Below are 18818 nucleotides of genomic sequence, written 5' to 3'. Positions count from 1 at the left end.
TTATCGCTTTATTCATGAATGGATGTATTAATACAGTGGTAGCGCATTTAAGGTTTGATCTAACGGATCTAAAGCGCCCCATGCTGTTTGAAGCTCTGTATTTGAAACTGCTGTGACACCCGATACCGGATTGATAGACGGATTTAAATAAGATGAATCATCTGATATTTCATCAAGAGCAATGTTTGGTTCTTGATTGCTCAATAAGCTGTTCAAATCAATTTGATCATTAGGAATGAATGCATTAGTTTCGTCTAGGCTAAAGCTCGACATACTGTGCTGTGCAAGTACATCAAACACGCTATTATCATCAGTTAACACTGATGCTTGATCTTGTAATTCATCCGAAGCCTGTTCTTCTGAGATCAAGAATAAACTCGCTTTGGCAACTACCATCGCTTCAACGGTAAAATCAAATGCTGAGCTTTTGGCACTGGTATTTCCAGCCAGATCCGTTTGGGTAAAACTATAGCTATACTTACCTGCCGCTAAGTCAGATTCTGGTGTATACAACCATTTTCCACTGGTATCTGCTTTGACCGTTGCCACTGCGACGCCATTTTTATAAATGGTAATCGTGGCATTGGCCTCACCTTTGCCTTCAAAACTTGGGGTTGAATCTTGAGTGCTCTCCCCCTGTTTAATGGTGAGCTTTGTAGTCTCGCGATCATCATACACAGTCGTCAATGTCGGCGCGGAAGGAGCAATCGTGTCCTTTGTTCCAATGACTTGCGTGCTCTTTGAGCTATTGCCAGCGGCATCTGTCGCAGTCACTTGGACAACATTATTATCTGTTACTGCGCTGCTTAATTTCACCGTATAGCGACCATCGTCACCTACAGTTGCGGTACCAAGCGTATTTCCTGCACTGTTTTTAATGGTAATTTTGGCACCAATTTCAGCGCTTCCCGACACCTCTGTACCATCAGTATTGATTATTGCTGTTGGTGCAACGGGTGCCGTATTATCCGTTCCAGCAGTGACATTTAAAGGTAACGATTGATTCCCTGCTGCATCAACCACAATAATAGTTGTCTTATTACTATCCGACAGTGCTGGGGACAATGTCAGTTTAAATTGACCATTGGCATCTACCGTAGTGGTAGCAATGACTTGTAAATTTGCATCTAATATTTGAATGGTGCTATTGGCTTCGGCAGTACCAACCAGTTCAGTTCCGGCTTTATTCACTTCAATCTTAGGTTGATCAGGTCGAAGCGTATCTTTGCCCATCTCAACTGACTGCACTTCAGATTTGTTGCCGGCTTTATCTTCTACAATGACTTTAGCCGTCTCACCTGCTTGTAAAGTATTACTTAATGCAATGGAGAAATTGCCATCACTTGCCGCAGTCACAGGCCCACCTAAAAGCGTTGTGCCATCTGCAGCATAAACATAAACTTTTGCACCAGCTTCGGCAAAACCAGAGACAAACTTACCGCTTTCATCCACTTGTGCATTTGCCGCGTCCGGCGAAATTGTATCTTTATTACCCGTCAATATCGTCGATTGTGAACTATTTCCCGCCTTGTCTTTAGCGTACAAAATTACGCGATTGCCGTCTGTAATCGCGTCATCTAAAGTAATTTTATAGTTGCCATCGGCATCTACTTTAGATTGACCAATCGTATTGCCTTTCGCATCTACGATATAAACCGTTGCACCCACTTCCGCCTTACCGGACACGACTTTTCCGTCACTATCAAAACTTCCAGTTGGCGTACTTGGCGCTGTTTTGTCATTGCTAGAGGATTTATCATCTTCTTTGTCAAATGCCAGCAGATATACCGCTTCTGCACCTAAGATCGCCAATCCCGCCTTAAGTAGCGATGGTGAACCATCATCCTCACTTGCAACTTCTGTAGCTTGAGCTGGTGTTGTCGCCTGACTTAATTGAGTCGATGCAGCTAAAGGTTGCATAAATTCATTCACAGAACGATAGCTAATTGTTTTGCCATCGACATCCATTTCAACCAATTCAAATTGCTCTGGCCCACTATGCACGAGCAAAGAATTATCAGAGCCAAAGTCATCTGTATAAAAATCATCAATCACAATTTTTTGACCATTTTTCAGGGTAATCACACATTGATTACCTACCCTATGGATCGACTGAATATCGGCTGGCTTGAGTTCTAACTGAATAACGGACGGTTGAGATATTTGTATTTTTGTGGCCTGAGTTTCTTTTAAAATCGTTTGATCTTTCTTTGATATCACGACAATTTTTGTCATTTCGCCCTCAGTGTTATTATGTAATAAACATCTAATAAATAATTAGTTAAGTACCTTATCAAATTGGTGCTGAACAGACAAACCATTCTGGATGTAAATTCATCAGAATTATATTTATTTAATTTTTCACCTTAAATTCTACGCCAATAACAGCGGTTTCTATGGTTCTATCCATTTTAATATTTTAGATTCAGCCAAGTTTGGATAATCAAAATTATCAAAGTATTTATAAATGATTGCTGTTTATTAGCCGCGCTTGCTGCAATTTTCAAAGTAGCGTCATTTAGAATAAAAAAAGCTCACCGAAGTGAGCTTTAAAGACATCATAACAAAAACGATTTTAGAGTTTAGGATCACGCAACTGCACGAGACTCGAATTGGCTTTGCTCAATGACTCCATCACTTTAGACATGACTGCAGGAACCAATGAATTCGCAATTTGTGCTGCTTGTAAGCCCAACTTCTCACCAAGTGTTGGCTTTTTGCGGGTTTCAATCATATATACATCATGTTGTGGCATGAGACTTAATAGATATTCATCTGACGTTTGGAGCTTATCGACTAAATTAAGATCAAGGGCATCTTGCCCATACCAATGCTCACCTGTTGCGACTTTATCGACATTGAGCTGAGGACGGTATTTTTCAACAAAGTGTTTAAACAAGTTATGCGTTTGCTGTAACTCTTCTTCAAATTTAGCTTTACCTTCAGCCGTATTTTCACCAAACATAGTGACGGTACGTTTGAACTGACCTGCTGTATACAGTTCAAAATCGATATGTTTTTCTTTCAATAAACGGTTAAAGTTTGGCACTTGTGCAACCACGCCAATCGATCCCACAACTGCAAATGGAGCTGAAACTATTTCATTTGCAATGCAGGCCATCATATAGCCACCACTTGCAGCAACTTTGTCCACACAAATGGTTAAGTTAAATCCAGCATCACGTAAACGTACCAATTGTGCTGCAGCCAGACCATAGCCATGCACCATCCCACCTGGGCTCTCTAAACGTAAAACCACGCGGTCGCGCCCAGCTTTTGCTGTCGCTAAGATTAGGGTAATTTCTTCACGCAGGCTTGTCACCGCAGATGCAGCGGTATCACCATTAAAATCGATAACATAAATTTTTTGGTTATTCTTTTTACGTGCGCGCGCTTCTTTTGATAATTGTTGGCTTAGTTGCAGCAGCTCAAGTTTAGATGCAGTGGTTTGCGCAATTTTTTTTCGTTGTTCATTAATACGTGCATTTAAGTGGCTTACACGAATTTCCGCAGGTAACTTGGGATTATGAAATAGCATAAAATTGAAACTCATTTAATTCATATTTATGTTGTATAACATGTGGGTTCCATTGCAAAAATTCAATCTATTTTTTGAAAATAATTCTCATTGAGCCAAATTGAGCATTTTATTTTTATCAAGACTTTTTGACCTAATTATCCCCCCCATAAAAATAGAGCCTTTCGGCTCTATTTTAAAACAGTCTAGATTAACCAAAACGCCCCGTAATATACGCTTCTGTCAGCTGATGATCTGGTTGGGTAAAGACTTTTTCAGTGGAATTCACTTCAATCAAATCACCCAAATGGAAATATGCGGTACGGTCAGATACACGTGCTGCTTGCTGCATTGAGTGCGTCACAATCGCAATAGTATATTGCGCGGATAGCTCGGTGATGAGTTCTTCCACTTTTGCTGTTGCAATCGGATCGAGTGCTGAACAAGGCTCATCCATCAAAATCACATCAGGACTGACAGCAATGGTTCGCGCAATACATAAACGTTGCTGCTGACCACCTGAAAGTCCCGTACCCGGTTGGTTTAAACGGTCTTTCACTTCATCCCAAAGACCTGCTTTACGCAGACTATTTTCTACAATTTCTTCCATGTCATATTTATCACGTGCCAAACCATGAAGTTTTGGACCATAAGCGACATTATCAAAGATTGACTTTGGAAATGGGTTCGGCTTTTGGAAAACCATACCTACTTGGGCACGCAGTAACACCACATCAAGATTTGGATCATAGATGTCTTGATTATCCATGAGCACTTGTCCTGTCACACGACAAGAATCAATCGTGTCATTCATACGGTTGAGCGTACGTAGAAACGTTGACTTACCACAACCAGACGGTCCAATAAAGGCAATCACTTCATTTTCATAAATGTTCAGATCAATGCCTTTGATCGCTTCAGATTCGCCATAGTACACATGCACATCATTGGTACTGATTTTCACATTGCTCGATTTCGCATCTTTTTTCGCGCTAGATTGCGTATCGAATTGTGACACAAACGCAGTATTGGTTTGTTTTTGGCTGCCCTGAGCAGAGGTAAATTGTGTTTGTTCTGGATTCACGGACTTATCCTGATATAAGGAATTCTTTTCAGTTGTAACGACGCTATTCATATAATGCCCTCAATTACCAGCGTACTTCAAATTTCTTACGTAACCAGATGGCTAAACTGTTTAAGCCGATCATGAGAGCAAGAAGTACAATGATTGCTGCTGCGGTACGTCCTTCAAAGAAGTTACGTAGCTCATTACCTTGCCAAAGGAAAATTTGTACAGGTAATGCAGTGGATTGATCTAAAGGAGTGGCTGGTACACTTGCTACAAAGGCACTCATACCAATCAATAATAATGGAGCAGTTTCTCCTAGGGCTTGCGCAACACCAATAATGGCACCGGTTAAGATACCTGGTAATGCCAGTGGCAAGACGTGGTGAAATACAGTTTGTAAACGTGATGCCCCCAAACCTAAAGCGGCTTGGCGGATCGATGGAGGAACAGCTTTTAGTGAAGCACGTGTGGTAATAATGACCGTTGGCAAAGTCATCAAACTTAAAACTAAACCACCAACCACAGGAGCCGAAAGCGGCATATGCATCCAACCAATAAAGATCGCTGCACCAAGCAAACCAAAGACAATCGAAGGAACCGCTGCTAGATTGTTAATATTGACTTCGACAACATCGGTAATCCAGTTTTTAGGTGCAAACTCTTCTAAGTAAATTGCAGATGCTACACCAATTGGAATCGAAATAATGATCACGATCAGCATCATGAAGAGTGAACCCATAAACGCCCCTGCTAAACCTGAAGTTGCAGGTGAGCTACGAGAGTCTGGATTTTTAAATATTTCAGTATTAAATGAGTTGGTGATAACACCGTCAGCTTTGAGTTTATCTGCGAGTTGGCGTACTTCTGGGCTCAGTTGTTGCTGTTCATCAGGCAAGCTGCGGTCAATATTACCAGCCAACCAGACATCGACATTAGCATCTGCAAGGATTTTAAAATCTTGTTTTTTACCAATCAATGACGGATCTGCCATTACCATGTCACGTAAGCGATAAGCTTCTGAACTTGTATATAAACTGTTGAGATCATCACGTTGTGAGGCAATCGCTGGATCTTTTGCTATGATGCCATTTACGATGAGCGCATCCCAATCCACCATGCCCATTTCAGTTTGCCAAGCAATGTAACGCTCTTGGAACTGTGCAGGTGATTCACCTTCTTTTTGAATTGGTTTCGCACCAACTTTGACAATGTTTGGATCAAAAAACACAGGTACCGTCATTGAGCTTTGCCAAAATGCAGGTAAACCTTTGGCTAAAATACTACCAAACAATAGCACGACGAAAAATAAACCAGTCACTACTGCACTAAAGCCCAAGACACGGAAAGTCTTTTCTTTACGATGTCTTTTCGCCAAAGAGTTTTCAATGATTTTCTTACGTTTTTCACGAAGCTCAGCGGCTGCATGTGAATCAAATTTTTGATCCATGTTTGATGTATTCGTCGTACTCATTCGTATTGCTCACGGTATTTACGCACAATGTACAGTGCAACAATATTCAGCCCTAAGGTAATCACAAACAGTGTTAAACCGAGTGCAAAAGCAACCAATGCTTGAGGACTCGCAAAGTCTGTATCACCTGTTAATTGGTTTACGATGGTAATGGTGACTGTAGACACTGCTTCGAGCGGATTAATGTGTAGTAAAGGACTGTTCCCTGCTGCAAGTACCACAATCATGGTTTCACCAATTGCACGAGATGCTGCCAATAAGAATGCACCGATAATGCCCGGCAAAGCTGCAGGTATCACTACTTGGCGAATAGTTTCTGATTTTGTTGCACCCAAACCGAGTGAACCGTCACGAAGCGCGCGAGGAACTTGAGTAATGATGTCATCAGATAATGATGAAACGAATGGGATAATCATAATCCCCATCACAAAGCCTGCTGTTAGAGCACTGGTTGCATTAATATCGAGTCCAATATATGCGCCAAGCTGTTTTGCAAAGGGTCCAATAATCATTAAGGCAAATACACCGTAAACGATGGTTGGAATACCTGCGAGAACTTCTATGGCAGGTTTTGCCCAAGCACGGAAACTTGGCTTTGCATATTCAGCCAAGTAAATAGCAATCATCAAACCAACAGGAACAGCAACCAATAGCGCAATACCACTGACCATGAGTGTGCCCCAAAGAAGTGGCAGCAAACCATAACTACCTTCGGCATTCCCTGACGTACTAAAACCGGGGTTCCATTCAGTGCCTAAGAAGAAATCTAGTGGACTGACAAAACTAAAGAAACGCATGGCTTCACTAAACATCGACATCACAATGCCAACTGTTGTCAGGATGGCGACACCGGAACATAATGCCAATGCGATATTAATGACTTTTTCGACTTGGTTACGTGCACGATATTTTTCTGCGATGCGGCGTTTAGCCATGACTAAACCAATCAATGCCGCACAAATCACAACGGCCAATTTTGCATATGAGCCGATGCTTTCAATTTTCTTTAACTGTTCTGCTGCTGCAAGTTCATATGCAGCTGGCGTATCACTTACTCCAAAACCAGAAGCAATCGCTTGAACGCGGTCAACCATTACGCTCGTGCTTGCAGGATCTAAACTTAAACGAATATTTTCAGGAACATTATTTAAAATAACATGTTGAAAAATACTCGGTTCAACCAAGTTCCAAACAATCAAGATTAAAAAAGCGGGAATCCCACACCATAAAGCGACCAAAACACCATAATAGCCCGGTCGAGAATGCAGCATTGCTGAGTTATTCCCTTTACCTGCAAGTTTACGACTCTTGGTTAAGCCAACTTGATAGGCAATGGCAATAATCGCCAGTAACACACCAATGAGGAGCAGATTCATGTAATCTCCACTGTTTCTTCAATGACACATTTTGAAAAAACTGTTTCTTTGCAAAAAAACCAATGGCAGGTCGACCCTGCCATTGGCTAATTCCATACTTTTATTTAACAGCCTTACCCGCTTTGAAGTTTGCAAGTACCGCAGCACGTTCTTTGTCAGACATTGAAATCAGACCTGCTTTTTCAAGCTTAGAACCTTTACCAGATACTTTTTTGCTTACAAAGAATTCTGTAAATTCTTTCAAGCCTTTGATTGATTTAAGATGCTCACCTTTCACGTAGAAGAACAATGGACGTGATACAGGGTAAGAACCATTCAGAATTGTTTTCTCAGATGGCGCAACATTGTTTACTGTCGCTACACGTAATTTGTCACGGTTTTGATCATAGAAACCTAAACCGAATACACCTACAGCGTTAGGTGAAGTTTTTAAGCGTGCCAATGTCTCTGTATAGTCACCAGCAATTTCAATTACACGGCCATCTTTACGGAATGTAGAACATGCCTTTTTCTTTGCATCTTTATCTAGCTTCGCAAATGCTTGGTAAGTTTCACAGCCAGCATCTACCATTTTCTCTTGGAATACTTCACGAGTACCGTGATTTGATGCAGGAATAACTAAAGTGATTGCTTCGTTTGGTAAAGTTGGGTCGATTTGATTCCAACGTGTGTATGGGTTTGGAACCAATTTACCTTTTGAAGGTAATTCAGCAGCAAGTGCAGCAAATACGTGCTGTGGGCGAAGTTTGAATGCGGCTTTTTTAGCGTTTGATGCAAATACGATACCGTCATATCCAACTTTAATTTCTAGGATTTGGTTAACGCCTGCTTTTTTACATGCAGCCAATTCAGTACCTTTAATTTTACGAGATGCGTTTGCAACATCAATTGTGTTATCGCCTACACCATTACAAAATTGTTTCAAACCACCTGAAGTACCGCCTGAACCTACGACAGGTGCTTTAAATTGTGGGAATGTATTACCAAACTCTTCTGCAACAATACTTGCATAAGGCAGTACAGTTGAAGAACCAGCAATTTGGATCGTGTCACGACCTGCATTTGCAGTTGTAGCGACTGTTGCCCCAGTAGTGAGTACCATAGCAAGTGCGATATGATTTAAGCGCATTCTCATCTCTCTTAATTGATGCATTTATTGGAGTACGCCACTTTTATTTTTAAAGTCTTGTACTTTTTCGATATCTGCATTTTGATTTTAGAGTATGACAGTTAGGTTACATCTTTATGACGCTTTTATGATAATTGATGATTGCTCATTGATTTAAATATAATTCTTTATTTTTCAATACGTAATGAAATTTATCAAAGTATTGGTCTTATTTATTTCTACTTTGATATTCGTAAGAATTCATGTCACTGTCATATTTTGTCTTATTTTCTTTTTTCAAATTGTCCTCTTTTTCTGAATGATGCACATTTGCATGTTCGATTTTTTATTCCATGTTATTCCAATAATTGAAATTTCATTACATTTTTAGTTAGCTCAATATGCAACTTTACATAAAAACAGAGCCTAAAATGACCAGTAAAGCCATTGCGACATTTAATCCAGACTTGCCTGTGCATATGACTTTTGAAGAACATGACTGGCACTTACTTGCGAAATATTGGTATCCGATTGCACTCGCTCGAGACATTACAAAACAGCCTTATGGCACCATGCTTTTAGATATGCCGCTCGTCATTTATAAAATGGGAGATGAACTGATTGTAGCTAAAGATGCCTGCCCACACCGCGGCGTACCCCTAAGTTTAGGCAAGAATGATGGTCAAGGCGTGGTCTGCCGATATCATGGCTTACGCTTTGATGAACATGGTCATTGCAACCGTATTCCTGCACATCCAGAACAGAAAATTTCACCGCACTTTAATTTACGCACCTATGCAGCGGTAGAGCGCTATGGTTTGATCTAGTGCAATCTGACGGCTCATTCTGAAGCTGAACCCAATATACCTAGCATGCCCAATTGGGAAGATGCAGATTTTCAACAATTGGTTTGTCCAACGGTAGATTTTCAATGTTTTGCAGGCCGGCAGCTTGAAGGTTTTATTGATGTTGCGCATTTTGCATGGGTACATCCCGATACGTTTGGCGATCCTGAAAATGTTGAAGTAGCCGACTATAAAACTATTGAGACAGTAACAGGTTATAATGCGGACTATTGGAGCAGTGTTGAACGTTACCCCCATTGGTTTAGATCAAAGAGGTCAAGAAGGTTTTCAATGGCTACGTTATTTCGAAATACATCTGCCTTTTACTGCAACACTGACGATTCATTTTCCCAACGACACCAAACAAGTGATTATGAATGCGGCTTCACCGATGACTGCTCATTCTACCCGTCTATTTGCTCCCATTTGCCGCAATTATGACAAAGACTTACCTGTCGAAGATGCTTATGACTTTAACCTGAAAATATTTGAGGAGGACCGTTTAGTCTCTGAATCGCAAAAGCCTGAATATTTACCCTTAGATTTAAGCATCGAAGCGCATTTTCCAGCGGACCGCAGTTCCAGCATGTACCGCAAATTATTGCATAAAAAAGGTTTTAGTCCATTATTTGCGGCATAACATCAATATCGTATTGCATTCACCTCACCCTAACCCTCTCCTACAAGGAGAGGGAAACTCCTTTACAAGCCTTATATTGGTTATAAATATTGTGGTATCTCATTCATCAAATGATAAACATCAATGACTATCGCGACTGGCGACAGGGATGTCGCTGTAAGGTAAAGGTCACATGGATGTACCTTTTGCCTGAGAAGGATTTTAGTTACTTTGATCCCTCAAAGTAACAATCTGCCTACGCAGTAAACTATCATCTCCCAATGAAAAATTGCGGCCATGTAAAAATTAAGCGCCTTTTCATTTAAAACAAAAAAAAAGGAGCTCTTACGAGCCCCTTCACCTACAGCTACAAAATGACAATTAGTCAATTGCAGGTGTATATGTACCGTCAGCGATTGGGCCTTTGATACGGTCAGCTTCTGCAAGCACCAGAGCAAGCAAATTCTTCACGTTGTCTAAAGTCGCTACTGGGCTTAAAGTCGTCATTTTCAAAGATTGAACCTGACCTACTTTAGTTACACCAATATTCGCTTCACCACGTGCAAACAATTCGTCTGCTACGTTTTGGTTTAAGGTATCTAACAATTCAGCTGGGTAGCCTGCTGGCACTACACGGAACAATACTGATGCAAATTGTGGTGCAACCAACATTTCTAGACCGTCAGTGGCAGTAATATAGTCTGCAACATCACGTGTTAGACCTACACCATGATCAATCATCGAACCGTAAAGCTCTTCACCTAACGCTTCAACCGTCATCCACAATTTCAACGCGTCAAAACGGCGAGTTGTTTGTAGTGACTTAGATACTAAGTTAGGAACGCCATGCTCTTCATCATAAGCAGAGTTTAAATACTCAGCTTCATAATGCATGAAACGATAGTTCGATTCATCTTTAAGCAAAAATGCGCCACATGAAATCGTTTGGAAGTAATGCTTATGGAAATCAAGCGTTACCGAGTCAGACAGTTCAATACCATCTAACATTGAACGATAGTCATTTGAAAGAATCAGTGCACCGCCCCATGCTGCGTCGATATGCATCCACGCGCCATATTTATTGGTGATTGCACGAACTTCTTTCAATGGGTCAATTGCGCCTGCATCGGTTGTACCCGCAGTTGCAACTACACATGCTACGATTTTACCTTCAGCTTGAAGGTGCGCCATGGTTTTCTCAAGTGCGTCCATGTCCATGCGTGCGTTAGCATCTACAGGAACAGTCACAACAGATTGGAAGCCCATACCCATCATCGCCATGTTCTTTTGCACAGAGAAGTGCGCATTTTCAGAACAAATAACTTTGACGTTACGCATAGCATCAGATGGTACGCCATCACGCTGAACAGACCACGGATTGCCGTTTTCGTCTTTCCAGTTTTTCGCGATGCACGCATCACGTGCAAGTAAAACGCCCATTAAGTTAGACTGCGTACCGCCAGAGGTGAATACACCTGCTTGACCTGCACCGTAGCCCACTTTTTGGCGAAGCCAATCAATCAATTGAACTTCCATCAATGAACCTGCAGGGCTTTGATCCCATGAGTCCATAGATTGGTTTGTCGCGTTAATGAGCACTTCAGCGATTTGGCTTGTTACCATTGTTGGGCAATGCAAATGCGCTAAAGAATGTGGGTGATGTACTTTTAAGCTTTTGTTTAAGAACAGCTCAACCATACGGTCTAGTGATTTTTGTACACCCATACCTTCTTTAGAAGGATTGAATGCAATTGCACTACGAAGCTCTTTAATACTACCGCCGGTGTACATTTTGTCATTTTGCAACCATGCAGAAACGGCTTTTACCGCTTCGCCCATTGCTGACTGGTAGTCAGCAATGGATTGTGCATCATTGCAGAATAACGCTTTACGATGTTCTGCAAAATCTACCATGTCTTACGCGCCTCGAGTTGCAACAAGTGCTTCAGCAAGTGCTTTCTTGAAGCGAACGATCACTTCTTCACATTCAGCTTGATTGATGATCAATGGGCAAAGTAAACGAATGACAGTACCGTTACGACCACCTTTTTCTAACAACAATTTGTTGTTGAAACATGCTGCTTGAATTGCGGCTGCTAATTGAGAATCACCTGGTAATGAGCCCATGTGATCTGCTTTTTGACGTTCATCAACAATTTCAACACCAATCATCAAACCACGGCCACGTACGTTGCCGATACATGGGAATTCTACCGCTAATTTTTTCAATTCAGCTTGTAAGAAGTCACCACGCTCTTGTGCATTTTGCGCAAGATTTTGCTCTTTGATGGTTTTGATTGTTGCAAGACCAGTACCCATAGCAAGTTGGTTACCACGGAATGTACCCGTGTGACCCGCTGGTTGCCATGCGTCAAACTTACGTTTAATGCCCAATACTGCAAGTGGTAAGCTACCACCTACCGCTTTAGACATTACAATGACGTCTGGCTCAATACCTGCATGTTCAAAGGCAAACATTTTACCTGAACGTGCAAAGCCCGCTTGTACTTCATCAAGAATCAACACGATGTTGTGCTTTTCAGTCACTTCGCGGATTTTCTTTAACCATTTTACAGGTGCAGTCACTACACCGCCTTCGCCTTGGATTGCTTCCAAGATTACAGCTGCAGGTTTCGTTACACCGCTTTCTACGTCTTCAATGAAGTTTTCGAAATAATACGTTAATGCGTCTACACCCGCTTCACCACCTATGCCTAATGGGCAACGGTATTCATGCGGATACGGCATAAATTGAACACCCGGCATTAAGCCGTTCACAGCATTTTTAGCAGACAAGTTACCTGTCATTGCTAAAGAACCGTGAGTCATACCATGGTAGCCACCTGAGAAGCTGATTACTGAACTACGACCAGTGTAAGTTTTTGCTAATTTAATTGCTGCTTCTGTACCATCTGCACCAGACGGGCCACAGAACTGTAGACAATACTCTTCTTTACCACCAGGTAATTGCTCAAGTAGTGCTTCAGTAAAAGCATCTTTTAAAGGCGTTGTTAAATCCAAAGTATGCAATGGGAGGCCACTTGCAAGTGTGTCTTGGATACTTTGAATTACCGCAGGATGATTATGGCCTAATGCCAATGTTCCTGCCCCAGCTAAACAATCGAGGTACTCTGTACCTTCAACATCAGTAACCCAACAACCTAAAGCTTTTGCTATCGCAAGTGGAAGTTTACGCGGATAGCTACGAACATTGGATTCCATCTGGCTTTGGCGAGTCAAATAGTATTCGTTAGTAGAATTAGTGGCAGGGTTTACAGAAGAAACGCTCATATCGAATTACCATCTCTGATATGGGTTAAAAGAAATAAGTCGGGTGACTTGCGGTCCTTTGACTCGGTGCTTTATGAGTTCCAGTTAGTTTTAAGAGCTCTCTATATAATGGCTAACTAGAGGGCGGATGATACAGACTTTTTCAAGAAAATAAATCACTTTTATGATCAAATAAAAAGATAATTTAGAGAAAAAACAGATCTATTCCATGGATATCTTGAATTATCATCTTACAGTGTGACAAAACAAAGAAAACCTTTTTATTTTATGCTTTTTTACAACTTATGAATGATTATTGTAATCATCAATTATTTAAACAACTAAGTACTGATTATTTAAATAAATAATTCATCAAGCACTACATTTATTTTTCTTGAAAGATTTACAATCCCACCACAGATTTTCCTTTAATCCATCATAATCCCCTTTTAAGATAACAGCATAAGCTAAATTAGTCATTCTGAAAGAAGAATAGGTCATAACAATGCGTAAAATTATCTTATCCACTGTTTTATTAGCATCCGGTCTAGGTTTGGCAGCAGCAACTCAAGCAGCTGACCCACTCAATTATAACATCGTGAACATTCAGGCGGATGCTACTCGCCAAGTGTCGAACGACCAAATGTATGCCGTTTTATATATTGAAAAATCAAATAAACAACCGGCTGAACTTGCTACCCAAATCAACCAATTGATGACCCAAGCGGTGAACACAGCCCGTAAATACCCTGCGGTAAAAATCGAAACGGGGTCTCAAAGCACCTACCCGATTTATGACAATGACAGTCGTAAATTGAAAGAATGGCGTGGTCGTGCCGAAGTGCGTTTAGAAAGTACAGACTTTAAAGCAGCTAGCCAATTGGTGAGCGAGTTACAACAAAATTTCCAAACTCAATCCATCAGCTTTAGCGTGTCAGATGCACAGCGAAAAAAAGTAGAAAATGAACTCATGGTTGAAGCCTCTAAAAACTTTCAACAACGTGCCCAAGCGCTCGCTCAGGCATGGAATAAATCAGGCTACAACTTAGTTAATATTAATTTAAATACCAGCAATTATGGTGGTCAGCCAGTTCCGCGTATGGCGATGATGAAAGCTGCAAGTGCCGATGCTATTCCTGAACAAGAAATGGCAGGTGGCGAATCTAAAATCACGGTAAATGCCAACGGTACCATCCAGTTTAAATAATTAAGTATATTTCAATAAACCGTGCTTTAGCGCGGTTTTTTTGACTATAAATTACACCTATTCTTTATTTAAATTAAAAAGTCTATTAGCTTAATCATATTCATAGTTTTAAATGATAATCATCCTTATTTAAATTTATCGCATGCAAGATTATGATACGCGCTCTCTCTCCATTGCTCACACTTTTATGTATAGTTCAAGCAAAAAATCTCCAAAGCTTCAAAATTTCCCGTTATTACCGCTAACTATTGCCGTAGGTATAAGCATGGTTGCCACTATGGCTTCTGCTGCTGAAAATACAGAGACCGCGCAAGCTGATGTTTTACCGACCATCACCATTGAAACTCAAGGGAACTGGCTGGAAAACGCCAATGAAAAGAAGGTGCAAAAGCATGCCGGTGCGCGGACCATCATTGACCGTAAACGCTTAAACGAAAGCGCAGCAACATCTCTTAAAGATGCGTTACGCCAAGTTCCTGGTGTTCAGGTTCAAGAAAATAATGGTACTGGCGGTAGCGATGTTTCATTAAATATTGGCGTTCGTGGATTAACTTCTCGCCTCTCTCCACGTTCAACTGTGTTGATCGATGGCATACCAATGTCATTTGCACCGTATGGCCAACCACAGCTTTCGATGGCGCCTGTCTCTTTAGGAAATATAGAATCTGTTGATGTAGTCCGTGGTGCAGGTTCTGTCCGTTTTGGGCCACAAAATGTCGGCGGTATTATCAACTTTGCCACACGTAGCATTCCTGAAGACTTTAAAGGTACCATGGCATTAAACTCTGAATATGCAACAGGTACAGATCAGGTAAAATTAAGTCCTAGTCTGTTCGTTGGTGGAACATTAGATAATGGTTTAGGCTTAGCCCTGCTTTATTCAGGTACTAAAGGCAATGGTTATCGTGAAGCGAACAATAAAAATGACATTGATGATGTCATGTTAAAAACCGCTTATGACATAACTGATCAGGATAAAATCGCGTTAAATTTACATCACTACGATGGTACAGGTGAAATGCCTGAAGGTTTAAGCACTGCTGAATTCGAAGTAAATCCATATCAAACGTCGCATTATCGTGACTTTTTCACTGGCCGTCGTTCAGATGTATCCTTACGTTATACACATAAAGATGACACGAATAACTTTGAACTTTTAAGTTATTACATCGATTCATTCCGTACCAGCAACCTTGAATCCACATTAACCAATGGTAATCATCGCTTAGATACCTCACCGCGTGATTATAAAGTCTTTGCCATTGAGCCACGTTATTCTCGTAGCTATAGCTTAGGTAGCACGCTGAATGAAGTGACTGTAGGCTACCGTTATATGGATGAAGAAAGCACCGAGTTCGCAGGCCGTACTGAATACGCTGCAGATGCTGAACCCGGTCAGTTTATTGCACGTACACGTAGTGCGGGTGGCACCAAAGCACACGCAGCTTATATCGATAACCGTATAGAATTGGGTAAATGGAATATTACACCCGGCGTTCGTTTTGAATCGATTGATACGCAAAACAGTTTTAGTGCCTATAAAAATGGCGTATTACAAAATACTGTTCATCCATCGATCCAATCAGATGAATTTTTACCAAGTTTAGCTGTCCTATATAAAGCAACAGACCATTGGAATTTCTTTGCTAATGCCGGTGTATCTTTTGGTCCACAGCAATATAACCAATTAGCAAAAACACAAGGCACTACAGCGGTCACCACCTTAGATGGCTTACATCCTGAAAAGTCTAATAACTATGAAATTGGTACAAAATATTTAGGCAATGGTTTGAGTGCTGAATTGACTGCGTTTTATCTAGATTTTGACAAAGAACTGATTTTAGAACGTGATGCTGCAAACAATGGCATTTGGACTGACCTCGGTGCTACAAGTCATAAAGGGATCGAAACCGGTTTTAGCTATGACTTTGGACATTTAGCTGACACCCTCGAAGGCTTGAAAGCCTATGGTAATTACACCTATACCAAGGCAGTTGCTGAAGCAGGTAATTTCAAAGGTAAGGACTTGCCATTCTATTCACAAAATGTCGCAAACTTTGGCTTAGGCTATAAATATGATGCTTGGTCAATCAACGCCGACATGTATGCACAATCTAAACAACGTGCACCCGGCAACCAAGATTCGGGGATCTATCAAACTGAAGAAACTGCAAACGGTAAACTGGGCGATATTCCTGGCTATTCAACTTTCGCTGTACGTACAGGCTATGACTTTAGCGGTTCGCTGCAAGGGGTTAAAGTTGCCGCTGGCATTAAGAATGTCTTTGATAAACAGTATTTCACCCGTTCATCAGATGCAACAGGTGGTAAATATATCGGTCAGCCACGTACCTTTTTCTTACAAACTTCGTTCGACTTTTAAACTGGCCTAAATATAAAAATCCCACTGCATGTGGGATTTTTATTGAATAAAATATATGGACATCCATATATTCATATGTAAGAATATATGTAAATCCATATATATAGATAAGCATGGAACAGACTGAATTTTTCAAATTACTTGCAGATGAGACTCGTCTGAACATCATCATGCTGTTGGCTTGTAAAGGTGAACTCTGCGTCTGCGAACTCACTGAGTCCCTTGAATTGAGCCAACCTAAAATTTCGCGTCATTTGGCATTACTGCGTTCATCAGGTGTGCTGAGTGATCAACGTAAAGGTCAATGGGTCTATTACTCCATTCACCCTGCACTGCCTACTTGGTGTACACAAATACTCGATGTCATGCGTCACCAAGAACGATTTAAAGACCTCGATTTAAACTCCCCGAAAGGCACTACCACATTGTGTGAAACGCTATGAATTTTTTATTTCTATGTACTGGCAATAGCTGCCGCAGCATTTTATCCGAAGTACTTTTTAACCAGCGTGCCCCTGAAGGTTTCCGTGCTTATAGCGCAGGCAGTAAACCTTCAGGACAAGTCCACCCATTTACCTTAAAAACCCTACATAACCTCAATCTACCGACTGAGGGCTTGTCGAGTAAAACCATCACAGCATGTGAACAATACCAACCCGATGTGGTAATTACTGTCTGTGGTTCTGCAGCTCAAGAAGCTTGCCCAATTTACTTAGGCTCTGCCATCAAAGCCCATTGGGGCTTAGAAGATCCCTCCCATTTAGAGCTTGCAGATGACATAAAACTTGCAGCTTTTCTTGATACCGTGGCGCATATTAACCGCCGTTTAGATGCTTTATTTGCGCTCGATTTTACGCAATTAAGTCGCGAAGAACTCAACCAAGAAATCCAAAATATTTCAGAGATCCAATAATGGCTGCTGCAAAACTGTCATTTCTAGACCGCAATCTAACGCTATGGATTTTTATCGCAATGGGGCTAGGCATTGCGATTGGCGTGTATGTTCCAAGTACTTCAAGAGCTTTAAATCAACTCAATATCGGTGATGTCAATATTGCGATTGCCATTGGTTTAATCCTCATGATGTATCCGCCTTTGGCTAAAGTGGATTACAAAGCGCTGCCTGAAGTGTTTAAAGATAAACGTACCTTATACCTATCACTGGTTCAAAATTGGTTAATTGCGCCTTGCCTGATGTTTATTTTGGCTATCGTGTTTTTACAACACTACCCTGAATACATGACCGGTTTGATTCTGATTGGTTTAGCACGTTGTATTGCAATGGTTCTGGTTTGGAATGATCTCGCTTGTGGGGACAACCAATACGTTACGGCTTTAGTGGCATTTAACAGTATTTTCCAAATTGCATTTTTTAGTACCTACGCATGGTTCTTTTTGAGTTTTTTACCGCCTTATTTTGGTATCGAAGCACAAGTGATCCAAGTCAGTTTTTGGACCATCACACATGCAGTATTGGTGTATCTAGGTATTCCCTTCCTGCTCGGTTTCCTGACGCGTGCCATATTGGTAAAACAAAAAGGTCTGGATTGGTATAAAAATCAATTTATACCCAAAATCAGCCCCATCAGTTTAATCGCATTACTCTTTACTATTGTGGTGATGTTTAGCCTCAAAGGTGCAGATGTCGTGAGCCTTCCGATGGATGTACTGCGTATTGCCATTCCCCTCACAATCTACTTTGTGGTGATGTTTTTCATTAGCTTTTTGATGAGCAAATGGATGGGCAATAACTACGCCAAAACCACTGCCATATCCTTTACCGCAGCAGGTAATAATTTTGAACTTGCCCTCGCTGTTGCCATCGCCACCTTTGGCATTGCATCTCCGATTGCATTTACCACGATTATTGGCCCATTGGTTGAAGTGCCTGTGCTTATTGCATTAGTGAGTGTATCGCTCTGGCTAAAACGCAAATGGTATAAAGAGAACTAA

General features: G+C 41.1%; 13 protein-coding genes and 1 pseudogene. 6 read left to right on the top strand and 8 right to left on the bottom strand.

Annotated elements, in window-relative coordinates; genetic code table 11:
- Positions 1 to 27: 27 nt before the first annotated feature.
- The 6 genes from FTV50_RS02955 to FTV50_RS02930 form a co-directional block, all read right to left on the bottom strand.
- On the bottom strand, positions 28 to 2235 hold the full coding sequence (locus FTV50_RS02955; protein WP_180023453.1) for an Ig-like domain-containing protein: 2208 nt from the start codon (positions 2233 to 2235) through the stop codon (positions 28 to 30).
- A gap of 340 nt (positions 2236 to 2575) precedes the next feature.
- Positions 2576 to 3538 carry a protease SohB gene (gene sohB, locus FTV50_RS02950; RefSeq protein WP_180023452.1) on the bottom strand — a complete coding sequence of 321 codons (963 nt, stop codon included), beginning with the start codon at positions 3536 to 3538 and terminating at the stop codon, positions 2576 to 2578.
- Between the two features lie 190 nt (positions 3539 to 3728).
- Positions 3729 to 4652: a phosphate ABC transporter ATP-binding protein PstB gene (gene pstB / locus FTV50_RS02945; protein WP_218950702.1), complete on the bottom strand. Its 924-nt coding sequence runs from the start codon at positions 4650 to 4652 to the stop codon at positions 3729 to 3731.
- Positions 4653 to 4665: 13 nt separating this feature from the next.
- On the bottom strand, positions 4666 to 6057 hold the full coding sequence (gene pstA / locus FTV50_RS02940; protein ID WP_180023451.1) for a phosphate ABC transporter permease PstA: 1392 nt from the start codon (positions 6055 to 6057) through the stop codon (positions 4666 to 4668).
- Entirely contained in the window at positions 6054 to 7433 is a 1380-nt protein-coding gene (pstC, locus tag FTV50_RS02935; RefSeq protein ID WP_180023450.1) for a phosphate ABC transporter permease subunit PstC, read from the bottom strand. The genes pstA and pstC overlap by 4 nt, the downstream gene beginning before the upstream one ends.
- Before the next feature lie 100 nt (positions 7434 to 7533).
- Entirely contained in the window at positions 7534 to 8562 is a 1029-nt protein-coding gene (locus FTV50_RS02930; protein ID WP_180023449.1) for a substrate-binding domain-containing protein, read from the bottom strand.
- Between the two features lie 410 nt (positions 8563 to 8972).
- Between FTV50_RS02930 and FTV50_RS02925 the strand changes: the two are divergent.
- Positions 8973 to 10026: pseudogene (locus FTV50_RS02925) on the top strand (Rieske 2Fe-2S domain-containing protein).
- A gap of 360 nt (positions 10027 to 10386) precedes the next feature.
- Here FTV50_RS02925 and FTV50_RS02920 read toward each other — a convergent pair.
- Both FTV50_RS02920 and FTV50_RS02915 read right to left on the bottom strand, forming a co-directional pair.
- A complete protein-coding gene (locus FTV50_RS02920; RefSeq protein ID WP_180023448.1) occupies positions 10387 to 11919 on the bottom strand; it encodes an aspartate aminotransferase family protein in 1533 nt (510 codons plus the stop codon).
- A gap of 3 nt (positions 11920 to 11922) precedes the next feature.
- A complete protein-coding gene (locus tag FTV50_RS02915; protein ID WP_180023447.1) occupies positions 11923 to 13296 on the bottom strand; it encodes a diaminobutyrate--2-oxoglutarate transaminase in 1374 nt (457 codons plus the stop codon).
- Between the two features lie 484 nt (positions 13297 to 13780).
- Between FTV50_RS02915 and FTV50_RS02910 the strand changes: the two genes are divergently transcribed.
- The 5 genes from FTV50_RS02910 to arsB all read left to right on the top strand — a co-directional run bounded on the left by FTV50_RS02910 (position 13781) and on the right by arsB (position 18818).
- Complete coding sequence (locus FTV50_RS02910; RefSeq protein ID WP_180023446.1) at positions 13781 to 14482, top strand: SIMPL domain-containing protein; 702 nt, start codon at positions 13781 to 13783, stop codon at positions 14480 to 14482.
- Positions 14483 to 14624: 142 nt separating this feature from the next.
- The gene (locus FTV50_RS02905) at positions 14625 to 16865 is read left to right on the top strand and encodes a TonB-dependent receptor family protein (RefSeq protein ID WP_373683665.1); all 2241 of its coding nucleotides are present in this window, start codon (positions 14625 to 14627) and stop codon (positions 16863 to 16865) included.
- A gap of 113 nt (positions 16866 to 16978) precedes the next feature.
- Positions 16979 to 17308, top strand: coding sequence for a metalloregulator ArsR/SmtB family transcription factor (locus FTV50_RS02900; RefSeq protein WP_078191857.1), 330 nt, complete (start codon positions 16979 to 16981; stop codon positions 17306 to 17308).
- Entirely contained in the window at positions 17305 to 17778 is a 474-nt protein-coding gene (locus FTV50_RS02895) for an arsenate reductase ArsC (RefSeq protein ID WP_180023444.1), read from the top strand. The genes FTV50_RS02900 and FTV50_RS02895 overlap by 4 nt, the downstream gene beginning before the upstream one ends.
- Positions 17778 to 18818 carry an ACR3 family arsenite efflux transporter gene (gene arsB / locus FTV50_RS02890; protein WP_180023443.1) on the top strand — a complete coding sequence of 347 codons (1041 nt, stop codon included), beginning with the start codon at positions 17778 to 17780 and terminating at the stop codon, positions 18816 to 18818. The genes FTV50_RS02895 and arsB overlap by 1 nt, the downstream gene beginning before the upstream one ends.

The organism is Acinetobacter sp. YH1901134 (genome assembly GCF_013416965.1).
In the GTDB taxonomy this organism is placed as follows: Bacteria; Pseudomonadota; Gammaproteobacteria; order Pseudomonadales; family Moraxellaceae; genus Acinetobacter; species Acinetobacter amyesii.
Note: the sequence above shows the minus strand (reverse complement) of the source record. Positions and strands in the feature narration are given on the sequence as shown.

Excerpts from the sequence above, each read along its gene's own strand:
- FTV50_RS02955 (WP_180023453.1), bottom strand. The coding sequence starts at position 2,235 with ATGACAAAAATTGTCGTGATATCAAAGAAAGATCAAACGATTTTAAAA.
- sohB (WP_180023452.1), bottom strand. The coding sequence starts at position 3,538 with ATGCTATTTCATAATCCCAAGTTACCTGCGGAAATTCGTGTAAGCCAC.
- pstB (WP_218950702.1), bottom strand. The coding sequence starts at position 4,652 with ATGAATAGCGTCGTTACAACTGAAAAGAATTCCTTATATCAGGATAAG.
- pstA (WP_180023451.1), bottom strand. The coding sequence starts at position 6,057 with ATGAGTACGACGAATACATCAAACATGGATCAAAAATTTGATTCACAT.
- pstC (WP_180023450.1), bottom strand. The coding sequence starts at position 7,433 with ATGAATCTGCTCCTCATTGGTGTGTTACTGGCGATTATTGCCATTGCC.
- FTV50_RS02930 (WP_180023449.1), bottom strand. The coding sequence starts at position 8,562 with ATGCGCTTAAATCATATCGCACTTGCTATGGTACTCACTACTGGGGCA.
- FTV50_RS02920 (WP_180023448.1), bottom strand. The coding sequence starts at position 11,919 with ATGGTAGATTTTGCAGAACATCGTAAAGCGTTATTCTGCAATGATGCA.
- FTV50_RS02915 (WP_180023447.1), bottom strand. The coding sequence starts at position 13,296 with ATGAGCGTTTCTTCTGTAAACCCTGCCACTAATTCTACTAACGAATAC.
- FTV50_RS02910 (WP_180023446.1), top strand. The coding sequence starts at position 13,781 with ATGCGTAAAATTATCTTATCCACTGTTTTATTAGCATCCGGTCTAGGT.
- FTV50_RS02905 (WP_373683665.1), top strand. The coding sequence starts at position 14,625 with ATGCAAGATTATGATACGCGCTCTCTCTCCATTGCTCACACTTTTATG.
- FTV50_RS02900 (WP_078191857.1), top strand. The coding sequence starts at position 16,979 with ATGGAACAGACTGAATTTTTCAAATTACTTGCAGATGAGACTCGTCTG.
- FTV50_RS02895 (WP_180023444.1), top strand. The coding sequence starts at position 17,305 with ATGAATTTTTTATTTCTATGTACTGGCAATAGCTGCCGCAGCATTTTA.
- arsB (WP_180023443.1), top strand. The coding sequence starts at position 17,778 with ATGGCTGCTGCAAAACTGTCATTTCTAGACCGCAATCTAACGCTATGG.